This window comes from Nevskia sp. (assembly GCF_051860985.1).
Classification (GTDB): Bacteria; Pseudomonadota; Gammaproteobacteria; order Nevskiales; family Nevskiaceae; genus Nevskia.
The window spans coordinates 1-16,899 of record NZ_JBIMKV010000001.1 but is presented as its reverse complement, the minus strand read 5'-3'; the positions used below and the strand labels follow the sequence as shown (position 1 = coordinate 16,899).

General features: G+C 66.4%; 19 protein-coding genes. 10 read left to right on the top strand and 9 right to left on the bottom strand.

The window, feature by feature from the left end; genetic code table 11:
• Positions 1–141: 141 nt before the first annotated feature.
• Both ACTIGJ_RS00095 and ACTIGJ_RS00090 read left to right on the top strand, forming a co-directional pair.
• Positions 142–807 carry a D-sedoheptulose-7-phosphate isomerase gene (locus ACTIGJ_RS00095; protein WP_439638239.1) on the top strand — a complete coding sequence of 222 codons (666 nt, stop codon included), beginning with the start codon at positions 142–144 and terminating at the stop codon, positions 805–807.
• A 91-nt stretch (positions 808–898) separates the two neighbouring features.
• Entirely contained in the window at positions 899–1,633 is a 735-nt protein-coding gene (locus tag ACTIGJ_RS00090) for an LOG family protein (protein ID WP_439638238.1), read from the top strand.
• A gap of 23 nt (positions 1,634–1,656) precedes the next feature.
• Here the strand turns inward: ACTIGJ_RS00090 and ACTIGJ_RS00085 are convergent, their stop codons facing one another.
• Positions 1,657–2,418, bottom strand: coding sequence for a pseudouridine synthase (locus tag ACTIGJ_RS00085; protein ID WP_439638237.1), 762 nt, complete (start codon positions 2,416–2,418; stop codon positions 1,657–1,659).
• Between the two features lie 181 nt (positions 2,419–2,599).
• On the opposite strand from ACTIGJ_RS00085, the gene ACTIGJ_RS00080 reads away from it, so the two are divergent.
• From ACTIGJ_RS00080 to ACTIGJ_RS00060, 5 genes are read left to right on the top strand one after another with little or no spacing between them, the layout of a single operon-like run.
• Positions 2,600–3,040: a YciI family protein gene (locus ACTIGJ_RS00080; RefSeq protein ID WP_439638236.1), complete on the top strand. Its 441-nt coding sequence runs from the start codon at positions 2,600–2,602 to the stop codon at positions 3,038–3,040.
• 33 nt (positions 3,041–3,073) lie between these two features.
• Positions 3,074–3,484 carry a VOC family protein gene (locus ACTIGJ_RS00075; RefSeq protein ID WP_439638235.1) on the top strand — a complete coding sequence of 137 codons (411 nt, stop codon included), beginning with the start codon at positions 3,074–3,076 and terminating at the stop codon, positions 3,482–3,484.
• 55 nt (positions 3,485–3,539) lie between these two features.
• Positions 3,540–4,976 carry a DHA2 family efflux MFS transporter permease subunit gene (locus ACTIGJ_RS00070; protein WP_439638234.1) on the top strand — a complete coding sequence of 479 codons (1,437 nt, stop codon included), beginning with the start codon at positions 3,540–3,542 and terminating at the stop codon, positions 4,974–4,976.
• 7 nt (positions 4,977–4,983) lie between these two features.
• Positions 4,984–6,282: an RNA polymerase sigma factor gene (locus tag ACTIGJ_RS00065; protein WP_439638233.1), complete on the top strand. Its 1,299-nt coding sequence runs from the start codon at positions 4,984–4,986 to the stop codon at positions 6,280–6,282.
• 38 nt (positions 6,283–6,320) lie between these two features.
• On the top strand, positions 6,321–6,677 hold the full coding sequence (locus tag ACTIGJ_RS00060) for a YciI family protein (RefSeq protein ID WP_439638232.1): 357 nt from the start codon (positions 6,321–6,323) through the stop codon (positions 6,675–6,677).
• 69 nt (positions 6,678–6,746) lie between these two features.
• Here ACTIGJ_RS00060 and ACTIGJ_RS00055 read toward each other — a convergent pair whose 3' ends face one another.
• The 6 genes from ACTIGJ_RS00055 to ACTIGJ_RS00030 form a co-directional block, all read right to left on the bottom strand.
• Positions 6,747–7,937, bottom strand: a complete 1,191-nt coding sequence (locus ACTIGJ_RS00055) for a hypothetical protein (protein ID WP_439638231.1) — start codon at positions 7,935–7,937, stop codon at positions 6,747–6,749.
• Between the two features lie 402 nt (positions 7,938–8,339).
• Positions 8,340–8,471 carry a hypothetical protein gene (locus tag ACTIGJ_RS00050; RefSeq protein ID WP_439638230.1) on the bottom strand — a complete coding sequence of 44 codons (132 nt, stop codon included), beginning with the start codon at positions 8,469–8,471 and terminating at the stop codon, positions 8,340–8,342.
• Positions 8,472–8,560: 89 nt separating this feature from the next.
• Complete coding sequence (locus ACTIGJ_RS00045) at positions 8,561–9,043, bottom strand: YajQ family cyclic di-GMP-binding protein (protein ID WP_439638229.1); 483 nt, start codon at positions 9,041–9,043, stop codon at positions 8,561–8,563.
• Between the two features lie 65 nt (positions 9,044–9,108).
• Positions 9,109–10,200: a redox-regulated ATPase YchF gene (gene ychF, locus ACTIGJ_RS00040; RefSeq protein WP_439638228.1), complete on the bottom strand. Its 1,092-nt coding sequence runs from the start codon at positions 10,198–10,200 to the stop codon at positions 9,109–9,111.
• A gap of 25 nt (positions 10,201–10,225) precedes the next feature.
• A complete protein-coding gene (gene pth / locus ACTIGJ_RS00035) occupies positions 10,226–10,825 on the bottom strand; it encodes an aminoacyl-tRNA hydrolase (RefSeq protein WP_439638227.1) in 600 nt (199 codons plus the stop codon).
• Between the two features lie 100 nt (positions 10,826–10,925).
• Entirely contained in the window at positions 10,926–11,627 is a 702-nt protein-coding gene (locus ACTIGJ_RS00030) for a 50S ribosomal protein L25/general stress protein Ctc (RefSeq protein ID WP_439638226.1), read from the bottom strand.
• Positions 11,628–12,042: 415 nt separating this feature from the next.
• Between ACTIGJ_RS00030 and ACTIGJ_RS00025 the strand changes: the two genes are divergently transcribed.
• The 3 genes from ACTIGJ_RS00025 to ACTIGJ_RS00015 all read left to right on the top strand — a co-directional run bounded on the left by ACTIGJ_RS00025 (position 12,043) and on the right by ACTIGJ_RS00015 (position 15,287).
• Positions 12,043–12,342: a helix-turn-helix domain-containing protein gene (locus ACTIGJ_RS00025; RefSeq protein WP_439638225.1), complete on the top strand. Its 300-nt coding sequence runs from the start codon at positions 12,043–12,045 to the stop codon at positions 12,340–12,342.
• Between the two features lie 63 nt (positions 12,343–12,405).
• On the top strand, positions 12,406–14,193 hold the full coding sequence (locus ACTIGJ_RS00020) for an HsdM family class I SAM-dependent methyltransferase (RefSeq protein ID WP_439638224.1): 1,788 nt from the start codon (positions 12,406–12,408) through the stop codon (positions 14,191–14,193).
• Complete coding sequence (locus ACTIGJ_RS00015; protein ID WP_439638637.1) at positions 14,193–15,287, top strand: BsuBI/PstI family type II restriction endonuclease; 1,095 nt, start codon at positions 14,193–14,195, stop codon at positions 15,285–15,287. The genes ACTIGJ_RS00020 and ACTIGJ_RS00015 overlap by 1 nt, the downstream gene beginning before the upstream one ends.
• A 69-nt stretch (positions 15,288–15,356) precedes the next feature.
• Here ACTIGJ_RS00015 and ACTIGJ_RS00010 read toward each other — a convergent pair whose 3' ends face one another.
• Together ACTIGJ_RS00010 and ACTIGJ_RS00005 are read right to left on the bottom strand one after the other, a co-directional pair.
• Complete coding sequence (locus tag ACTIGJ_RS00010; RefSeq protein ID WP_439638223.1) at positions 15,357–15,878, bottom strand: hypothetical protein; 522 nt, start codon at positions 15,876–15,878, stop codon at positions 15,357–15,359.
• 552 nt (positions 15,879–16,430) lie between these two features.
• A partial coding sequence (locus ACTIGJ_RS00005; RefSeq protein ID WP_439638222.1) for a DDE-type integrase/transposase/recombinase occupies positions 16,431–16,899 on the bottom strand: 469 nt, incomplete at its 5' end.

Below are 16,899 nucleotides of genomic sequence, written 5' to 3'. Positions count from 1 at the left end.
TGGCAAGCTGCGGACGCGGTACCTCCTTTCAAGCCGCATTGAAACCTTCGGCGACCGTCCCACTATCCACTGATCCGGCGCAGCAGTAACGGCGTGGCCCCGCCGTACAATCCGGTCCCGATCCGAGCTCCGACCCAGCCGATGAACCTGCATCTCGATCCCGCGACGCCGGCCGATGCCGCGTTCCCGAACCGCATCCCGGTGAGCCGCGATGCGATCGCCGCGTATGTCGCCGATTCGATCGCGGTCAAGCAGGCGCTGCTCGCCGACACCGCGCTGCTCGACGCGATCGGCGCGGTGGTCCGGCTATGCATCGAGGTGTTCCGGCGCGGCAACAAGGTGCTGGTCGGCGGCAACGGCGGTTCGGCGGCCGATGCCCAGCATCTGGCGGCGGAACTGGTGGCGCGCTTCGAATACGACCGGCCTGGCCTGCCGGCGATCTCGCTGTCCACCGATACCTCGGGCATGACGGCGATCGGCAACGATTACGGCTACGAGCACCTGTTCGCCCGCCAGATCGAGGCACTGGGCCAGCCCGGCGACCTGTTCATCGGCATCACCACCTCGGGCAACTCGAAGAACGTGCTGAAGGCTTTCGAGTCGGCGGCGCGGCGCGGCATCACCCGCATCGCGCTGTGCGGTGCCGGCGGCCGTGCCCGCGACATCGCCGAACACGCGCTGTGCGTGCCGTCGACGCACACGCCGCGCATCCAGGAATGCCACATCCTGATCATCCACATCCTGTGCGCACTGCTCGAGGAAAACCTGTTCCCCGAGCACAAGGCGCCGAAGCCGGCGCTGCCCTGAAGCCAGGCCGGCTTGCCACGGCGTCCCGCCCAGCTTTTTGGGTATCGTTGCCGGCGTTGCCGACTCGCAGACCACCCAGGACCCCCGACGCATGACCAAGGCCTACACCAACCAGGATTTCCTGCTCGGCGACGAGGCGCGCAGCGTGCGCATCCTCTGCGAATACCTGGAGCCGAAGACGCGCCTGGAAGCGGCAGGCGTCAAGCGGGCGATCATCATGTTCGGCTCCGCGCGCACCCGCCGGCTGCAGCCGGCGCCGGGCAAGACTTCGACGCCGGACTACTACGCGCTGGCGGCCGACCTGGCCGAGCGCTTCGCCCGCTGGACGCTCGACAGCCACGCGCCGGACGAGCGCTATTTCCTGTGCACTGGCGGCGGCCCGGGGATCATGGAAGCCGCGCACGAGGGCGGCGCCCGGGTCGACCGCAACCTGAACATCGGCTTCAACATCTCGCTGCCGTTCGAGCAGCACCTCAACCCGTTCGTGAAGGAGGATCACTCGTTCGAGTTCCACTACTTCTTCATGCGCAAGTTCTGGTTCATGAACGTGGCGGAAGCCTTCGTGGTGTTCCCCGGCGGCTTCGGCACGCTCGATGAGCTGTTCGAGGCGCTGACCCTGACCCAGACCGGCAAGGCCCGGCCGATGCCGGTGGTGCTGTTCGGCCGCGAGTTCTGGGACGGGCTGGTGAACTTCGACCGGCTGGTCGAGCGCGGTCTGATTTCCCGGGCCGATGCCGATGCGCTGCTGATGGTCGATACCGTCGACCAGGCCTTCGAGGCGATCACCCAGGGGCTTGCGGCGCCGAAGCGGCCTCGGCGGACCTAGCGCCGGGCGGGTCGAGACCTGCCTTACGGCTGGCGCAGCGCAGCCACTTCCTCGGCGGTCAGATCGCGCCAGGCGCCCTTGGCCAGCGTGCCCAGCGCCAGTCGGCCGATCGACACCCGCAGCAGCCGCAGGGTGTCGTAACCGAGCGCGTCGAGCAGGCGGCGGATATGGCGGTTGCGGCCTTCGTCGAGCACCACTTCCAGCCAGGCGTTCTTGTCGCCGCTGCGCAGCAGGGTCGCGCGGCGGGCAGCCAGCCGCTCGCCCTGATCGACGATGCCGGCTTCCATCGCCGCCAGCGCGGCGGCATCGGGAATACCGGCCACCTGCACGTGATAGGTCTTTTCGAGCGCGCCGGCAGGCTCGGTGATGCCGGCCGCCCAGACCGTGTCGTTGGATAGCAGCAGCAGGCCTTCGCTGGCCTTGTCGAGCCGGCCGACCGGGCCGAGCCACGGCAGCCCGGCGTCGGCCAGCAGCGCGTAGATGGTGTCGCGGCCGCGCTCGTCGGCTGCCGTCACGACGATGCCGCGCGGCTTGTTGACGGCGATGTAGCGCTTCGCGGCCGCAGCCACCGGCTGGCCGTCGAGCGTGATCCGCTCGCGGCCGGCATCACTCGGCCGTTCGGGGTTGCGCTCGACGCGGCCGTTGACCGCCACCCGGCCGTCGCGGATCGCGCTTTCGGCCTGGCTGCGCGAGCAGACGCCGAGTTTCGACAGCACCCGCGCCAGTCCGTGACGGGGCGGGGCGGTGTCGGCACGCTGGGGCGGTCGTCGCGCGGGCGGTTTCATCGGCCAAGCCTAGCAAGGCGCCGTTGCGAGTTCGGCGGGCCAACAATAAATCGCTGCCGATCAGGGGCTTGGCGGAAAGCACGAGAAAATCTCGCGACCGCTGTCGATTTCGCGCCCTCTGATTCGTCGTCCCTGTACAGCGCCCACTTCCGGCGTTGCCCGACCCCACAGGAGCTTGGACATGCGATTCATGGTGATCATCAAGGCCGATGCCGATTCGGAAGCCGGCGTCATGCCGAGCGAGCAGTTGCTGACCGAGATGGGCCGCTACAACGAGGAACTGGTCAAGGCCGGCGTGATGCTGGCTGGCGAGGGCCTGCACCCCAGTGCCAAGGGCGCGCGCGTGCGCTTCAACGGCTCGGCGCGAACGGTGATCGACGGCCCGTTCGCGGAAACCCGGGAGCTGATCGCCGGCTTCTGGCTCTGGCAGGTGCGCTCGAAGGAGGAAGCGATCGAGTGGCTGAAGCGCTGTCCGACGCCGATGGCCGATGGCTGCGAAGTCGAACTGCGGCAGGTCTTCGAGGCGGCCGATTTCGGCGCCGAACTCACGCCGGAGCTGCAGGCCCAGGAAGACCGGCTGCGCGAGCAGATGGCCCGCCCGTCGCAGGCCGGCACGGCCTGATCCGTCCCCATCACCCTCCAGGAGCCGTTCGACATGCAACTCCATCCCTACCTCGGCTTTCAGGGCCAGTGCCGCGAAGCCTTCACGTTCTACGCCGAGCTGTTCGGCGGCCGGATCGTGGCGATGATGACCCAGGCCGATGCGCCGATCGCCGATCAACTGCCGCCCGAGTCGCGCCACTGGGTCATGCACGCCCATCTGGTATTTGGCGAGCAGTCGCTGATGGGCGGCGATGCGCCGCCGGGCAGTCCGAAGCCGACCGGCTTCAGCCTCAACCTGCAGGTCGACAGCATTGCCGAGGCCGAGCGGCTCTACGCGGCGCTGGCCGAAGGCGGCACGCCGGTGATGCCGATCGCGGAAACCTTCTGGGCGCAGCGCTTCGGTATCGTCCACGATCGCTACGGCACGCCGTGGATGATCAACTGCCTGAAGCCGATGCCCTGATGAACGCCGCCGGCAACCGTCGACGACAAACCTCGTCACCCCCGGAGCTGCAGCAATGACGACGCTGGAAGGATCGCGCCGCTGGCTGGCGCTGTACGTGCTGTGCATCGGCGTGCTGATGATCGTGCTCGACACCACCATCGTCACGGTGGCGCTGCCGTCGATGAAGACCGATCTCGGCTTTTCCAACACCGCGCTGGTCTGGGTGGTCAATGCCTACATGCTGACCTTCGGCGGCTTCCTGCTGCTGGGCGGCAGGCTCGGTGACCTGTACGGCCACCGGCGGCTGTTTCTGGCCGGACTGGTGCTGTTCACTGCCGCCTCGCTGGCCTGCGGACTGGCGGCGACCCAGGCGCTGCTGGTCACGGCCCGGGCCGTGCAGGGGGTCGGCGGGGCGGTGGTCACTGCGGTGGCGCTGTCGCTGATCATGAACCTGTTCACCGAGGAGGCCGACCGCGCCCGGGCGATGGGCGTCTACGGTTTCATCTGCGCGGCGGGCGGCAGCATCGGCGGCTTTCTCGGCGGCGTGCTGACCTCGGCGTTCAGCTGGCACTGGGTGTTCCTGGTCAATCTGCCGATCGGCGTGCTGGTCTATTTCGGCTGCCTGCGGCTGCTGCCGGGCGGCACCGGGCAGACCCAGCCGGGACGGCTCGACTGGGCCGGCGCACTGACCATCACCAGCGCGCTGATGCTGGCCGTCTACGCGGTGGTCGGCGGCAACGAGCAGGGCTGGGCCTCGCTGCAGACGCTCGGCCTGCTGGCGCTGGCGCTGCTGCTGTTCGTCGCCTTCCTGGTCATCGAGGCGCGGGTCGCTTCGCCGCTGATGCCGCTGGGCCTGTTCCGCCATCGCAACATCGCCGTGGCCAATGTCGTCGGCGTGCTGTGGTCGGCGGCGATGTTCGCCTGGTTCGTGATCACCGCGCTGTACCTGCAGCTGGTGCTCGGCTACGACGCGCTCGCGGTCGGGCTGGCCTTCGTGCCGGCCGACCTGATCATGGCGGCGTTCTCGCTGGGCTTGTCGGCGCGCATCGTGGTGCGTTACGGCCTGCGCACGCCGATGTGGCTGGGCCTGCTGATCGCCGCGATCGGGCTGGCGCTGTTCGCCCGCGTGCCGCTGGATGGCCGCTATCTGGTCGACGTGCTGCCCGGCATGCTGCTGCTCGGTCTCGGCGCCGGGCTGGCGTTCAACCCGGTGCTGCTGGCGGCGATGAACGATGTCGATCCGGCCGAAGCGGGGCTGGCCTCCGGCGTCGTCAATACCGCTTTCATGATGGGCGGCGCGCTGGGGCTGGCGGTACTCGCCAGCGTCGCCGATGCCGAAACCCGCACGCTGCGGGCGGGCGGCGCCGTCGACACCGTGGCGTTGGCCGGCGGCCACCAGCTGGCCTTCGTCTGGGGCACCGGCTTCGCGCTGCTGGCGGCGTTCCTAGGCGCACTACTGCTGAAGCCGAAGCCGGCAGCCGACGGCGCGCCTGCGGTGGCGACGCCGTGATCGCGCCATGACTGCCGGCGGGCCGCCGGATGCCGCCATCGGCGCCCGCATCGCGGCGATCTGGCGCATCGAGGCCGCCACGCTGATCGCAGCGCTGCTGCGCCGGGTGCGCGATGTCGGCCTTGCCGAGGAACTGGCGCAGGACGCGCTGCTGGCGGCGCTCGAACGCTGGCCGACCGACGGCGTCCCGGATCGACCCGGCGCCTGGCTGATGACCACCGCGACGCATCGCGCGATCGACCGCCTGCGGCACGAGCGCCTGCATCGCGTGCACGAGGATGCGCTGGTGTACGACGTCGAAACCCGGCTGCGCGAGGCCCAGGCGGCCCCCGACGAGATCGACGACAACCCGGTCGGCGACGATCTGCTGCGGCTGATGTTCATCGCCTGCCATCCGCGCCTGTCCGCCGAGGCGCAGGCGGCGCTGACCCTGCGCCTGCTCGGCGGCCTGAGTACCGACGAGATCGCCCGCGCCTTCCTGGTGCCGGAAGCGACCATTGCCCAGCGCATCGTCCGCGCCAAGCGCACGCTCGGCGAGGCCGGCGTGCCGTTCGAGCTGCCGCAGGGCGCGGCGCTGAGCGCCCGGCTCGGCGCCGTGCTCGGGGTGATCTACCTGATCTTCAACGAGGGCTACGCCGCCACCGCCGGCGATCACTGGACGCGGCCGGCGCTCTGCGACGAAGCGCTGCGGCTGGGCCGCATCCTCGCCGGTCTGGCGCCCAACGAAGCGGAAGTCTGCGGGCTGGTGGCGCTGATGGAGCTGCAGGCCTCGCGGCTGCGGGCGCGGACGGCGGCCGACGGCACGCCGATCCTGCTGCCGGACCAGGACCGCAGCCGCTGGGATCGTCTGCTGATCCAGCGCGGGCTGGCGGCGCTGGCGCGGGCCGAAGCGCTGTCGCCAATGCGCGGCGCCTACACGCTGCAGGCGGGGCTGGCGGCCGTGCATGCCCGGGCGGCCAGCGCCGCCGACACCGACTGGCCGGCGATGGTGGCGACCTACGACGCGCTGCTGGCCCTCACCCCGTCGCCGGTGGTGGCACTGAACCGAGCGGTGGCGATGTCGATGCGCGACGGCCCGGCGGCGGCGCTGCCGCTGGTCGACGCCCTCGGCTCGCAAGCGGGCCTGTCCGGCTACCACTGGCTGCCCAGCGTGCGCGCCGATCTGCTGATGAGGCTCGGCCGGCATGGCGAGGCGGCCGTCGAGTTCGAACGGGCGGCAGCCCTGGCCCGCAATGCCCGCGAGCGCGACCTGCTGCAGGCGCGCGCCGTCGCCTGCCGGGCGGCGGACGGGCCATCGGCCGCTTGACTACCATCGGGCTTCCCTCCGCATCGATCCGTTCCGACATGGCCTTTGCACTGCTGATCCACGAAGACCGCGGCCGCCGCCGCCAGCGCAGCCCTGCCGAGGCGCAGAACGAGTACCAGGCCATGCTCCGCTACGGCGCCAGCCTGGCCGACCGGGGCCTGCTGCGCGCCGCCGAAGCCTTGAAGCCCGATGCCGAGGCGACGACGCTGCGCCTGCGCGACGGCCAGCCGCAGCTGCTGGACGGGCCGTTCGCCGAAACCAAGGAGATGCTCGGCGGCTTCTTCCTGCTGGCGGTCGACCGTCGCGCCGATGCCATCGCGCTGGCCGCCGAATGTCCGGCGGCGGCCTGGGCCAGCATCGAGATCCGCGAGGTCGGCACCTGCATCGACGCCTGAGCCGCGCGCCGGCCACCAGAACGGAAAAGGCCGCCCGAAGGCGGCCTTTTCGTTCAGCGTAGGCGTGGATCAGGTCGACCGGCACAGGCCGAGGAAGCCGAGCAGGCAGCCGCTACCCGAGCCGCCACCGCCGATGCCACCGGTACCGCCGCCGACGATGCCGAGCAGCGAACCGAGCAGCGTCTGCACCTGGCCGAGCGCAGCGGCCAGCGGCGTCAGTCCGGCGGTGCCGGTCAGCGCGGTCGGCAGCGAAGTGACCAGCTGGTTGATGACGCCGGTCAGGCCGTCAAAGCCGGCGCCGCTCAGCGGGTTGGCCGGCAGCGGCGTCGTCGGGCTGGTGCCGAGGCCGGCGGTCAGCGTGGCGACTGCGCCCTGCAGCGTGGCCAGCAGGTCGGTCGGCGCACCGACGCCGGCCAGCGACTGCAGGTTGGTCACCGGCACCACCTGGGTCAGCAGGTTGCCGATCACGCTTTCCGCCAGCGTCTGCAGCGAGGCGGCCAGCGCCTGCGGCGTGCCGCCGGAGGAGGCGAGGCTGGTCAGCGAGGCCAGCTGCGACAGCGCGTCATCGACGGTCACCAGCGAGCCGCCGAGGATCGGCGCGGTCAGCACGTCGGGCGGCAGCGCGGCCAGACCGGTGCTGAAAGCATTGCTCAGCTGTTCGACGATGCCGGCCAGCTGCACGGCGCTGAGCGGCGAGGACACGCCGCCGGCACCCGGTGCCAGCTGCTGCGAAGCCGACAGCAGCACCGGCAGCAGCTGATCGCCGAGCGCGGCCAGCGGTGTGCCCGCCAGCGGGTTGGTGGTCGGGATGCCGGCGGTCGGCGCGGTGCTGCCGCCAAGGCAGCTCTGGGTGCCGTTCAGCGCGGTCAGCAGGCCGGACAGGTTGCCGACCAGCGCGGCCGCCGCCAGCTGCGCCTGCTGCGGCGCGGTGGTCAGCAGCGTCGACGGACTGGCCAGGCCGTTGGCAAAGGCGTCGGCGACGTCGAGCAGATTGCGCGTGGCGATGCCGTTGGCGCACAGCAGCACCGGCTGCAGCGGCGTGCCGGCGGTGGCCGACACCAGCGGCACGAACACGGTCGAAGTGACGGCGGTCTGCACGGTGTCGAGCGGGCCGGCCACGGTCAGCGACTGCGGCGTCGGCGTGGTGCCGCCACCGGAGGGATTGTCATTGCTGTTGCTGCCGCCGCCTCCGCCGCCGCAGGCTGCGGCCAGCATGGCGGTGGAAAGGGCCAGGGCGTAACCGGCTTTCTTGTGGATCATTGCTGCTGTCTCCTCGGTGCACTTGCGTTTGGAAGGCCCTGGCCGACGACGGGCGGTGTCGCAGGGGTGGGCGGATTCTGGGAACGCGCCGAGCGCGATCAGCGCCGTGCGGATGGACGGTGCGAACCATCGCCATCAACGGATTTCAGGCCGTTTGGAGCGCCGATCAACGGTCGGAAATGGCGCATGAACGCAAGGCCGCCGCAGGCCGCGCGCAAGACCGCACCCGGCAGCAGGCTGTCGGGAAGGTTGGCGGGTGGGGCCTGCGGAGCAGGATGCCGGGCGATGATTCGCACCGGGGCGCCGGTCGTTGCGGCGGAAGCGGACCGGCGGAGCACCCGCCGGCAGCGGCCGGCGGGTGAGATTCAGCAGGATGACGGGAAGTCGAGGTGCGGCGCGCGTTCAGCCCTTCTTGTCCGGCGCGTCGCCGTCCTTGCTCTTCTTCTGGTCACCGAGGATGCCGGTGGCGGGGCAGATCTTGAAAGCGGGGCACTTCTTGCAACCAACAGCAAGGGCAATCGGGCAGAGCGTCATCTGGCTTCTCCGGACGAAGTGGCTGGACGGGGAACAACCCCGGCAGCGTAGCGGCCGCCGCCGCTGCCCGCCATGCGGTGCGGCCCGCCTCAGTCGCGGAAATTCTCGAACTGCAGCGGCAGCTCCAGATCGGCCTTCTTCAGGAAGGCGATGGTCAGCTGCAGGTCGTCGCGCTTCTTGCCGTTGATGCGCAGCTTCTCGCCGTTGATCTGGCAGTCGACCTTGAGCTTGGCTTCCTTGATGCGGGCAATGATCTTCTTCGCCTGCGCCTGCTCGATGCCCTGCTTGATGGTGATCTTGCGGCGTGCGCCGGCGAGATTGGTCTCGACATCGCCCAGCTCGATGCAGCGCAGATCGATATGCCGGCCGGCGAGCCGCAGGCGCAGCATTTCCAGCAGCTGGTCGAGCTGGTATTCGGTCGGCGCGAACTGGGTGATGACGTTCTCGTCGTGCTCGAAGCGGGCATCGGTGCCGCGCAGGTCATAGCGGTTGCCGAGATCCCGGCGCGCCTGGTCGACGGCGTTGGTCAGTTCGTGCTTGTCGACTTCGGAGACAACGTCGAAGGAAGGCATGGCGACTCCGGTGAGCGGGTGGGGCAACGGCTGCCGGCGCACAGGTGCCGGCAGCCGGATCGGGATCAGACGTTGAAGCGGAAGTGCATGACATCGCCCTCGGCGACGATGTAGTCCTTGCCTTCCAGGCGCCAGCGGCCGGCTTCCTTGGCGCCGGCCTCGCCCTTGTAGGCAATGTAGTCGTCGTAGGCGATCACTTCGGCGCGGATGAAACCGCGCTCGAAATCGGTATGGATGACGCCAGCCGCCTGCGGGCCGGTGGCGCCGACCTTGACCGTCCAGGCGCGCACTTCCTGCACGCCGGCAGTGAAGTAGGTTTGCAGGCCGAGCAGGTTGTAGGCGCTGCGGATCACCCGGTTCAGGCCCGGTTCCTCCAGCCCCAGCGAGTCGAGGAAGTCCTTCTTGTCGGCCTCGTCGAGCTGAGCGATCTCGGCCTCGATCTGGGCGCAGACCACCACCACCTGCGCGCCTTCCTTGGCCGCCAGCGCCTGCACGCGCGCGACGTACTCGTTGCCGCCCAGGCCCGCTTCATCGACGTTGGCGATGTACAGACCCGGCTTGGCGGTGATCAGCTGCAGTTCCTTGACGATGGCGCGCTCGTCGGCGTCCAGACTCATGCCGCGCACGGCTTCGGCGTTGTTCAGATGCGCCTGCACGCGGCTCAGGCAGGCGCTGCGGGCGATCGCCTCGGCATTGCCGCTCTTGGCCAGCTTGTTCGAGCGCTCCAGCGCCTTGGTCACGCGCTCGAGATCGGCCAGCGCCAGTTCGGTGCCGATCACCTCGATGTCGCGGATCGGGTCGACGTGGTCCATCACGTGGATCACGTCGTCGTTCTTGAAGCAGCGCACCACGTGGGCGATCGCGTCGGTATCGCGGATGTGCGACAGGAAGGCGTTGCCCTTGCCCTTGCCTTCGGCGGCACCTTCGACCAGGCCGGCGATGTCGACGAACTCGACGGTGGCCGGCAGGATCTTCTGCGGCTTGACGATCTTGGCCAGCGCCTCGAGGCGCGGGTCCGGCACGCCGACCACGCCGACGTTCGGGTCAATGGTGCAGAACGGATAGTTCTCGGCGGCGATCTGCGCCTTGGTCAGCGCGTTGAACAGGGTCGACTTGCCGACGTTCGGGAGACCGACGATGCCGCATTGAATGCCCATGGTTTCGAAATCCTTGCGTGCTGCGTTACTGCTGCGTTTTGGGTAGGGGAGTGCTGTGCAACTGCTGCATGGCCTTTTCCAGCGTCTGGTCGAGCCACAGCGGCATCACGTTCATCGCGTCGATCAGGCCGTCGCGGATCCGCTTGTCGTCATCGCCGTTCGGCCGGCCGAGCACGTAGCCGAGCACCTGGTCCTTGGTGCCAGGATGGCCGATGCCGATCCTGAGCCGCAGGTAATCCGGGCCGAGCTGCTGATGCACGCTGCGCAAGCCATTGTGGCCGCCGTGGCCGCCGGCGCGCTTGAGCTTCATGGTGCCGACCGGCAGGTCGAGTTCGTCGTGCGCCACCAGGATGTCGGCCGGCGCCAGCTTGTAGAACGCCGCCAGCGGCTGGATCGCGTCACCGCTCTTGTTCATGTAGGTCTGCGGCTTCAGCAGCAGGACTTCATGGCTGCCGATGCGGATGCGGGCCAGGTCGCCCTTAAACTTGGCCTCGAAGCGGAAGCTGCCGCGATGCGCTTCGGCCAGCTGGTCGACGAACCAGAATCCGGTGTTGTGGCGCGTCCGCTCGTACTCGGGCCCGGGGTTGCCAAGGCCGACGATGGCGCGCAGGCGGCTGTCCGACATCGGTCACGCGCTCCGCTTCGCATCATGAAAAACCCGCCCGTTCGGCTGGCGAACGGACGGGTCGTGTGCTGCCGGGACGCGAGGTCCGCGTCCGGGAGCCTTACTTCTTCTTCGCAGGCGCAGCCTTGGCCGCCGGCGCCGCCTTCGCGGCCGGGGCCGCCTTGGCAGCCGGCTTGGCCTTGGCATCTGCGGCCGGCGCGGCTTCGGCTTCCGCCTCGGCAGCCGACTGGCGCGGCAGGTGGATCGCGGCGACCGACACGTCGTTGCCGTGCTTCAGCTCATAGAAGCTGACGCCTTCCGGCAGCGACAGCTGCGACAGGTGCACGGCTTCGTTGACGTTGAGGTTCGACAGGTCGACCTCGATGTATTCCGGCAGGTCCTTCGGCAGGCACTCGACCTCGACCTGGATCTGCTGGTGCTCAACCACGCCACCGCCGACCTTCACGCCCGGGGCGACGTCGCCGCCCTTGAAGTGCAGCGGGATGTGCATGCGCAGCACCACGTCCGCGAGGATGCGCTGCAGGTCCATGTGCATGACCTCGTTGCGCACCGGGTGGCGGTGCAGGTCCTTCAGCACGGCCTGTTCGGTCTTGCCGTCGATGCTGACGTTCAGGATCGCCGAGTAGAAGGCCTCGAACTTCAGGCTCTTCATCAGCTCGTTATGGCTGACCTGGATCGACTGCGGGTTTTCCTTGCCACCGTAGATGATGGCGGGCACCTTGCCCTCATGGCGCAGGCGGCGGCTCGCACCCTTCCCGTGCACCGTGCGGACTTCGGCACTGATGACGAATGACTGTTTCATGTGTTTCTCCGGGATGTACAGCAAAAAGCCGCGTCCGCGACCAGACGCAGCGAGCCGCGCACTATACAGAGGCCGCTTCGCAGCTGCCAGACCACGCGCGAGCCTCGGACAGGCTGGATTTCGCGGCCCGCAAGGCCCGTTCCCGGCTGGCTGGCACCGGTCATTTCAGGCACCATCCGCGTCGTCCGATGCGCCCGTAGCTCAGTCGGATAGAGCATCGGCCTTCTAAGCAAGCCGGGCCACCTCCGCAACATCCTGAAAACGCTGCAACTATTTGAAAGCGCTCAGGATGCAAAGTGACGCTCAGTGACCCTGAATGGGGTCTCGGTGAGGGGAAGTGACCCTCGCAGTGCGGATATAGTGCGGATAAAAATAGGTCATTGACGCACATGCGTCGCCGACCTACTCTGCTGGCATGAAACAAGCAACATTCAACCAGCTCATGACCAGCGTGAAGCAGGCTGATCGCATCATCAATAGAAGCAGACGGCCGCCCCGCAAACCCGCTGCAGAAGCCCCGGCTGACGTGAAAGGTGTACGGGCGGTAACTAAGTTAAGCCAAGTCAGGTTCGCAGCCGTTCTGCAGGTCGATGTGGGTACGCTTCGGAATTGGGAACAGGGTCGCCGCACGCCAACGGGTCCAGCTCGGGCGCTGCTGAGGGCGATCTACGCCGATCCGGTGAACGTAATGAAGGCCCTGCAAGCTGCTGCGTAATCGCGTCGGCTGCGGGTAAAAAAACAAGCGGAGACGCCATTTCTGGCGAGGGGAGCTGACTGGGTGCGCCAGCAGAAAAAAATTGATAGCTGGGTAGACGATGCGTCCGACCCACTAACCCGGTATCACGCCTGTAAGGCGATGGCGCGCGGGTATGCAGAAGCCAGGAAAACTGACCGTGTGCGAGTGCAGCAGGCGCGTGCCTTCTGCGCACACGCTATCGAGTCATTCTGGAAGACTTTGTGCGAGAGACAAGGCACGAGCATCAAGATAAAGCCCCTATCGCTATCGATGCCCGTCGTCGCACTCGATGCACGGCGCGTCGCAGAGGACGCTGGTCGGTTGGTGGCCTCTTTCCCTGTTGAAGATGCTGGGTACCTCATCGGCTCGATTTATACGGTGATGCTACCGGCGTCACTCCGGTCCTCTTTGGGTGCGTACTACACGCCGCCCCCGCTTGTGTCTCGCCTGCTCGATCTGGCCGCGTCGGCCGGGTTCGACTTTGCTAATGGCTCTGCGATCGATCCAGCGTGTGGTGGTGGTGCCTTCCTAGCTCCGCTTGCGATGCGGATGGTGCGTCATGCCGGCAGCAGCTCTCCAGAATTGACCCTGCGACGACTGAGCAAACGGCTCAAGGGCATCGAACTCGATCCCTTCGCAGCTTGGATGTCTAGCGTCTTGCTTGAGGCGGCAGTCCTTCCGCTCTGCGTAGCATCGAAGCGCAGGATGGCGGATGTAGTCACCGTTGCAGACGCCCTCGGACAGCGCGAAATCGGGCAGTTCGACCTTGTGATTGGCAATCCGCCTTACGGTAGGGTCACTCTGGATCAGCAACGTCGCGCGGACTATGCGCGCTCCCTCTACGGCCACGCGAATCTTTACGGGCTTTTCACGGATCTAGCGCTCCACCTGGCCAAACCTGGCGGAGTGGTTGCTTACCTCACCCCGACCTCGTTCCTCGGCGGCCAGTATTTCAAGGCTCTTCGCGAGCTGCTGACAGATCAAGCCACTCCGGTCGCCTTCGATTTTGTGTCCGACCGGGAGGGCGTCTTCGATGACGTGCTGCAGGAGACCCTGCTTACGACGTTCACAAAGGATCGTCGCAAAGCGCCCTCGTCGATCTCGGTGATCGTTCCCAAGGGACTGAACGCGGCGCGCGTGGAACAGATTGGACACATGTCGGTCGCAGCGGCTGGCCGCCCTTGGCTGCTTCCCCGGAAGCCATCAGATGCCGCGTTCCTGGACGCCGTCTCCAAGATGCCAACGCGTCTCTCCGACCTCGGCTTCGTGGTTTCCACGGGACAGTTGGTCTGGAACCGACATCGTGACCAGCTCCGCACCTCATCCGAGCGCGGTGCCTTGCCATTGATCTGGGCCGAGTCCGTGACGCAATCCGGATTCTCGTTCGCTGCCAACAAGCGTAGCCACGTCCCGTTTCTTGCCGTGCGCGAAGGCCAGCCTCACCTCGTAACTAAACGCGCGAGCGTTCTCGTACAGCGCACCACGTCCAAGGAACAGACCCGAAGGCTCCTTGCAGCGGTTATCCCCCAAGCGTTCCTCGATAAGCATGGCGGGGCCGTGGTCGAGAATCACCTGAACTTGGTGTACGTGCCCGAGTCCTGCAAAGGAATGGTGTCGGCAAGTACCATCGCAGAGCTGCTCAACACGGAGGCTGTTGACCGCGTGTTTCGTTGCATCAGCGGCAGTGTTGCCGTGTCTGCTTACGAGTTACAGGCGCTGCCACTGCCGACGGCCGTCCAGCTCGCGGAGCTGGAGCGCTTCATCTCATTTGGAGCCGGGAAGCCGGCCATTGAAAAGAAGGTCGCATCCTTCTACGGGGTGTTGTCGTGATGGCCTCGCTGCCCCTCGTGCCTTCCGTTCAATTGATCGCCGCCAGGCTGCCGGAAATATTTCCTGAGGGCACTGAAAACCGGAACTATGTTGTCCGCGAGATGGCGGCGCGGACAGTGTTCGTGATGTTCTACGTCGGCGCCGTCCAAGGAGCTGACCGCTGGATTCGTCCGAGCCAGGTTACCGACATGTCTGATGAGCAGGCTGCTCAGGCCGACGACGAAGCTCGCAAGGCTTGGACCGCGCAGTCGCTTTCAAGCAAAAAGGATCGGCCAGCAAAACCATGGTACGCACCGAACAGTCGCGAACCTGTGCGGGACGAAACCCTTCGCAGCGGTCTGATCGTGTGCCGTGCAGTGATTGAACGCGAGGGGATCCCTACTACTTCTTCGCTGCCCAAGTACGCCCTTGAGGCAGAATTTGCGGCGCTGTTTGACCCGAGCTTGTCAGGCGCAGACCTCGGTGTCGCCATAGCTGCATGGCGCGATTCACACCTCTCGAAGGCTGCGCTATCGAGGGCCAGACTGGTTAAGCAGGGAGCAGCCGTCGCCCGTGACGCCGTGGTCGTCACTTTCCCGAACGGGGAGAAGAGAAGCCTTGCACCTGGACCCTCAAGTTCAATCGCGAAAGCTGTTATCGAAGTCTTTGCGCCGAAATTCCTGAAGCAACCCGCCGTCCTGTGGCTTTCTGAGTCCGGCAACAAAGTGGTCGCGCGTGACGAGGGATTGGCTACCGCTCTCGGGTTGAAGATTGACCCATCTAAAGCGCTGCCAGACATCATCCTGGTTGACCTAGGAGAGGACGTTAGCGGGTCGGACATGCTCGTCGTTTTCGCCGAAGTCGTCGCGTCAGACGGACCCGTTAGCCGCGAGCGGAAGGTGGTGCTGACCACGCTCGCGTTGGAGGCCGGCTTCGACGAGCGGCATCTCGCGTTCCTCACCGCATTCATGGACCGGGGCTCGTCGCAGTTCAAGAAGAGCGTTACCGAAATCGCATGGGGATCGTTCGCATGGTTCGCGTCGGAACCAGACCACATCATCGAGCTTCGTGAGGGACAGCCGACCAAGCTCTCACGGCTGCTGCCTCCGAAATAGGAGCCGTCCGAGCCCCTGGCCACAGGTTTATCTCGGGCATTCAATGCGCCTCCGACAGCGGCGCTGGCATCATATTTGTGGGCGCGACGCATCGGTATCGACCGCTCGGTCACAGATCTGTTTGAAGGCTGGACGAGCGAGTCTGCGTACCTTGTCATCGAGATTCTTCAGCGCCGCTGCCCGGCGGCGTTCCTCGATGCCTTTGTCCTGTGTATCTACGGGAGCACCTTCGACAGGAGCGCTCCCCTTAGGAGAACTACCCTTGCTGGTGGCGGCAGCATCATTGGCAGTCAACCGCTCGTAAACCAAAGAGACAAGGGTGGCGTCTGCCGCCATTTCACGCTGGTAGAGCAGAGCCTCCAGTTGGAGGTTCAGGATTTCCTTCGCCAGTCGCCCGACCTGGTTCACGTCCATATCGTTCGCGCCTGCCTTGGCCTCTTCCGACGACGCACGCAGACCTAGGCGTATGAGCTGGTGGATGGCGTCCATCTCTCCCAGGCCCCACCGGGCGGCCCGCTCGCGAACCTGTGGCGCAACGCTCTTGCCCAAGTGTAGAAAGCGCCTGATCGGCTTCGTGTTGGTTTCGTCCATATTGCAATCTCCAGATTTCGTGTCGAACCGCGCGTGCCGCGCTAAGTCCATGATCCGGATCGTTTGCTATCAGGTGATATAGTTTTTTGTACGTGGCGGAAATTATTTTCCGTCAGTCACTTAGGCCCGATCTGGTCCGCATCACACGGTGCGAGGTGTGTGAATCTTCATCCCCTTCGCCCAAGGCGGAGGGTGCTTTCCCTGATCGTCAGCAACTTTGCATGCAGCTTTTCGGGGTCCACGTCTTCACGGCGTCAACAACCTTGTCGTCAAGAATGTTGAGGGACCGCGTGCAGTTTGAATCGTCATCCCCTTCGCAACAGACGGACGGGGCGTTCACTGATTGTTTGCGACTTTGTGTGCATCTTGGCGGGGTTCACGCAATCACGGCGTCAACAGCCTTGTCGTCAAAACTGTTGACGGAACGTGTGCAGGTATTCATTCGGCCCGACCGTGGATGGTCTACAACTCTGTAGACCGCAGCAGGCAAGAAGTCCGCTGACAACTCGTCACTGAACCGCCCCGGTTTTCCCGGAGGCCATTTCGATTGAGTCACGCCGCGATGGCGAGCTCTTGGGTTTGTGAATAGTAGGCAGCTTCCGCTTCGGCGGGCGGGATGTTGCCGATGGGTTCGAGCAGTCGGCGGTGGTTGAACCAGTCGACCCAGTTCAGCGTGGCCCACTCGACGTCGTCATGGCGCGGCCAGGACGTCCGGCGGTGAATGACCTCGGCCTTGTAGAGGCCGATGATCGACTCGGCCAGGGCGTTGTCGTAGGAGTCGCCGACGCTACCGACAGAAGGCTCCAGGCCAGCCTCCGCAAGCCGCTCGGTGTACCGAATCCCAACATATTGCGAACCGCGGTCGCTGTGGTGAATCAGCCGGTCGCCGCCGAAAGGCTTGCGGGCATACAGCGCCTGCTCCAGCGCATCGAGCACGAAGTCGGTTCGGGCCGAGGTCGAGGACCGCCAGCCGACGATCCGGCGGGCATAGACATCGATGACGAAGGCGACGTAGGCAAAG

Coding starts and splice junctions, on each gene's coding strand:
- ACTIGJ_RS00085 (WP_439638237.1), bottom strand. CDS start 2,418: ATGAAACCGCCCGCGCGACGACCGCCCCAGCGTGCCGACACCGCCCCG.
- ACTIGJ_RS00015 (WP_439638637.1), top strand. CDS start 14,193: ATGGCCTCGCTGCCCCTCGTGCCTTCCGTTCAATTGATCGCCGCCAGG.
- ACTIGJ_RS00050 (WP_439638230.1), bottom strand. CDS start 8,471: ATGACGCTCTGCCCGATTGCCCTTGCTGTTGGTTGCAAGAAGTGCCCC.
- ACTIGJ_RS00080 (WP_439638236.1), top strand. CDS start 2,600: ATGCGATTCATGGTGATCATCAAGGCCGATGCCGATTCGGAAGCCGGC.
- ACTIGJ_RS00045 (WP_439638229.1), bottom strand. CDS start 9,043: ATGCCTTCCTTCGACGTTGTCTCCGAAGTCGACAAGCACGAACTGACC.
- ACTIGJ_RS00055 (WP_439638231.1), bottom strand. CDS start 7,937: ATGATCCACAAGAAAGCCGGTTACGCCCTGGCCCTTTCCACCGCCATG.
- ychF (WP_439638228.1), bottom strand. CDS start 10,200: ATGGGCATTCAATGCGGCATCGTCGGTCTCCCGAACGTCGGCAAGTCG.
- ACTIGJ_RS00060 (WP_439638232.1), top strand. CDS start 6,321: ATGGCCTTTGCACTGCTGATCCACGAAGACCGCGGCCGCCGCCGCCAG.
- ACTIGJ_RS00065 (WP_439638233.1), top strand. CDS start 4,984: ATGACTGCCGGCGGGCCGCCGGATGCCGCCATCGGCGCCCGCATCGCG.
- ACTIGJ_RS00070 (WP_439638234.1), top strand. CDS start 3,540: ATGACGACGCTGGAAGGATCGCGCCGCTGGCTGGCGCTGTACGTGCTG.
- ACTIGJ_RS00090 (WP_439638238.1), top strand. CDS start 899: ATGACCAAGGCCTACACCAACCAGGATTTCCTGCTCGGCGACGAGGCG.
- ACTIGJ_RS00030 (WP_439638226.1), bottom strand. CDS start 11,627: ATGAAACAGTCATTCGTCATCAGTGCCGAAGTCCGCACGGTGCACGGG.
- pth (WP_439638227.1), bottom strand. CDS start 10,825: ATGTCGGACAGCCGCCTGCGCGCCATCGTCGGCCTTGGCAACCCCGGG.
- ACTIGJ_RS00010 (WP_439638223.1), bottom strand. CDS start 15,878: ATGGACGAAACCAACACGAAGCCGATCAGGCGCTTTCTACACTTGGGC.
- ACTIGJ_RS00095 (WP_439638239.1), top strand. CDS start 142: ATGAACCTGCATCTCGATCCCGCGACGCCGGCCGATGCCGCGTTCCCG.
- ACTIGJ_RS00025 (WP_439638225.1), top strand. CDS start 12,043: ATGAAACAAGCAACATTCAACCAGCTCATGACCAGCGTGAAGCAGGCT.
- ACTIGJ_RS00075 (WP_439638235.1), top strand. CDS start 3,074: ATGCAACTCCATCCCTACCTCGGCTTTCAGGGCCAGTGCCGCGAAGCC.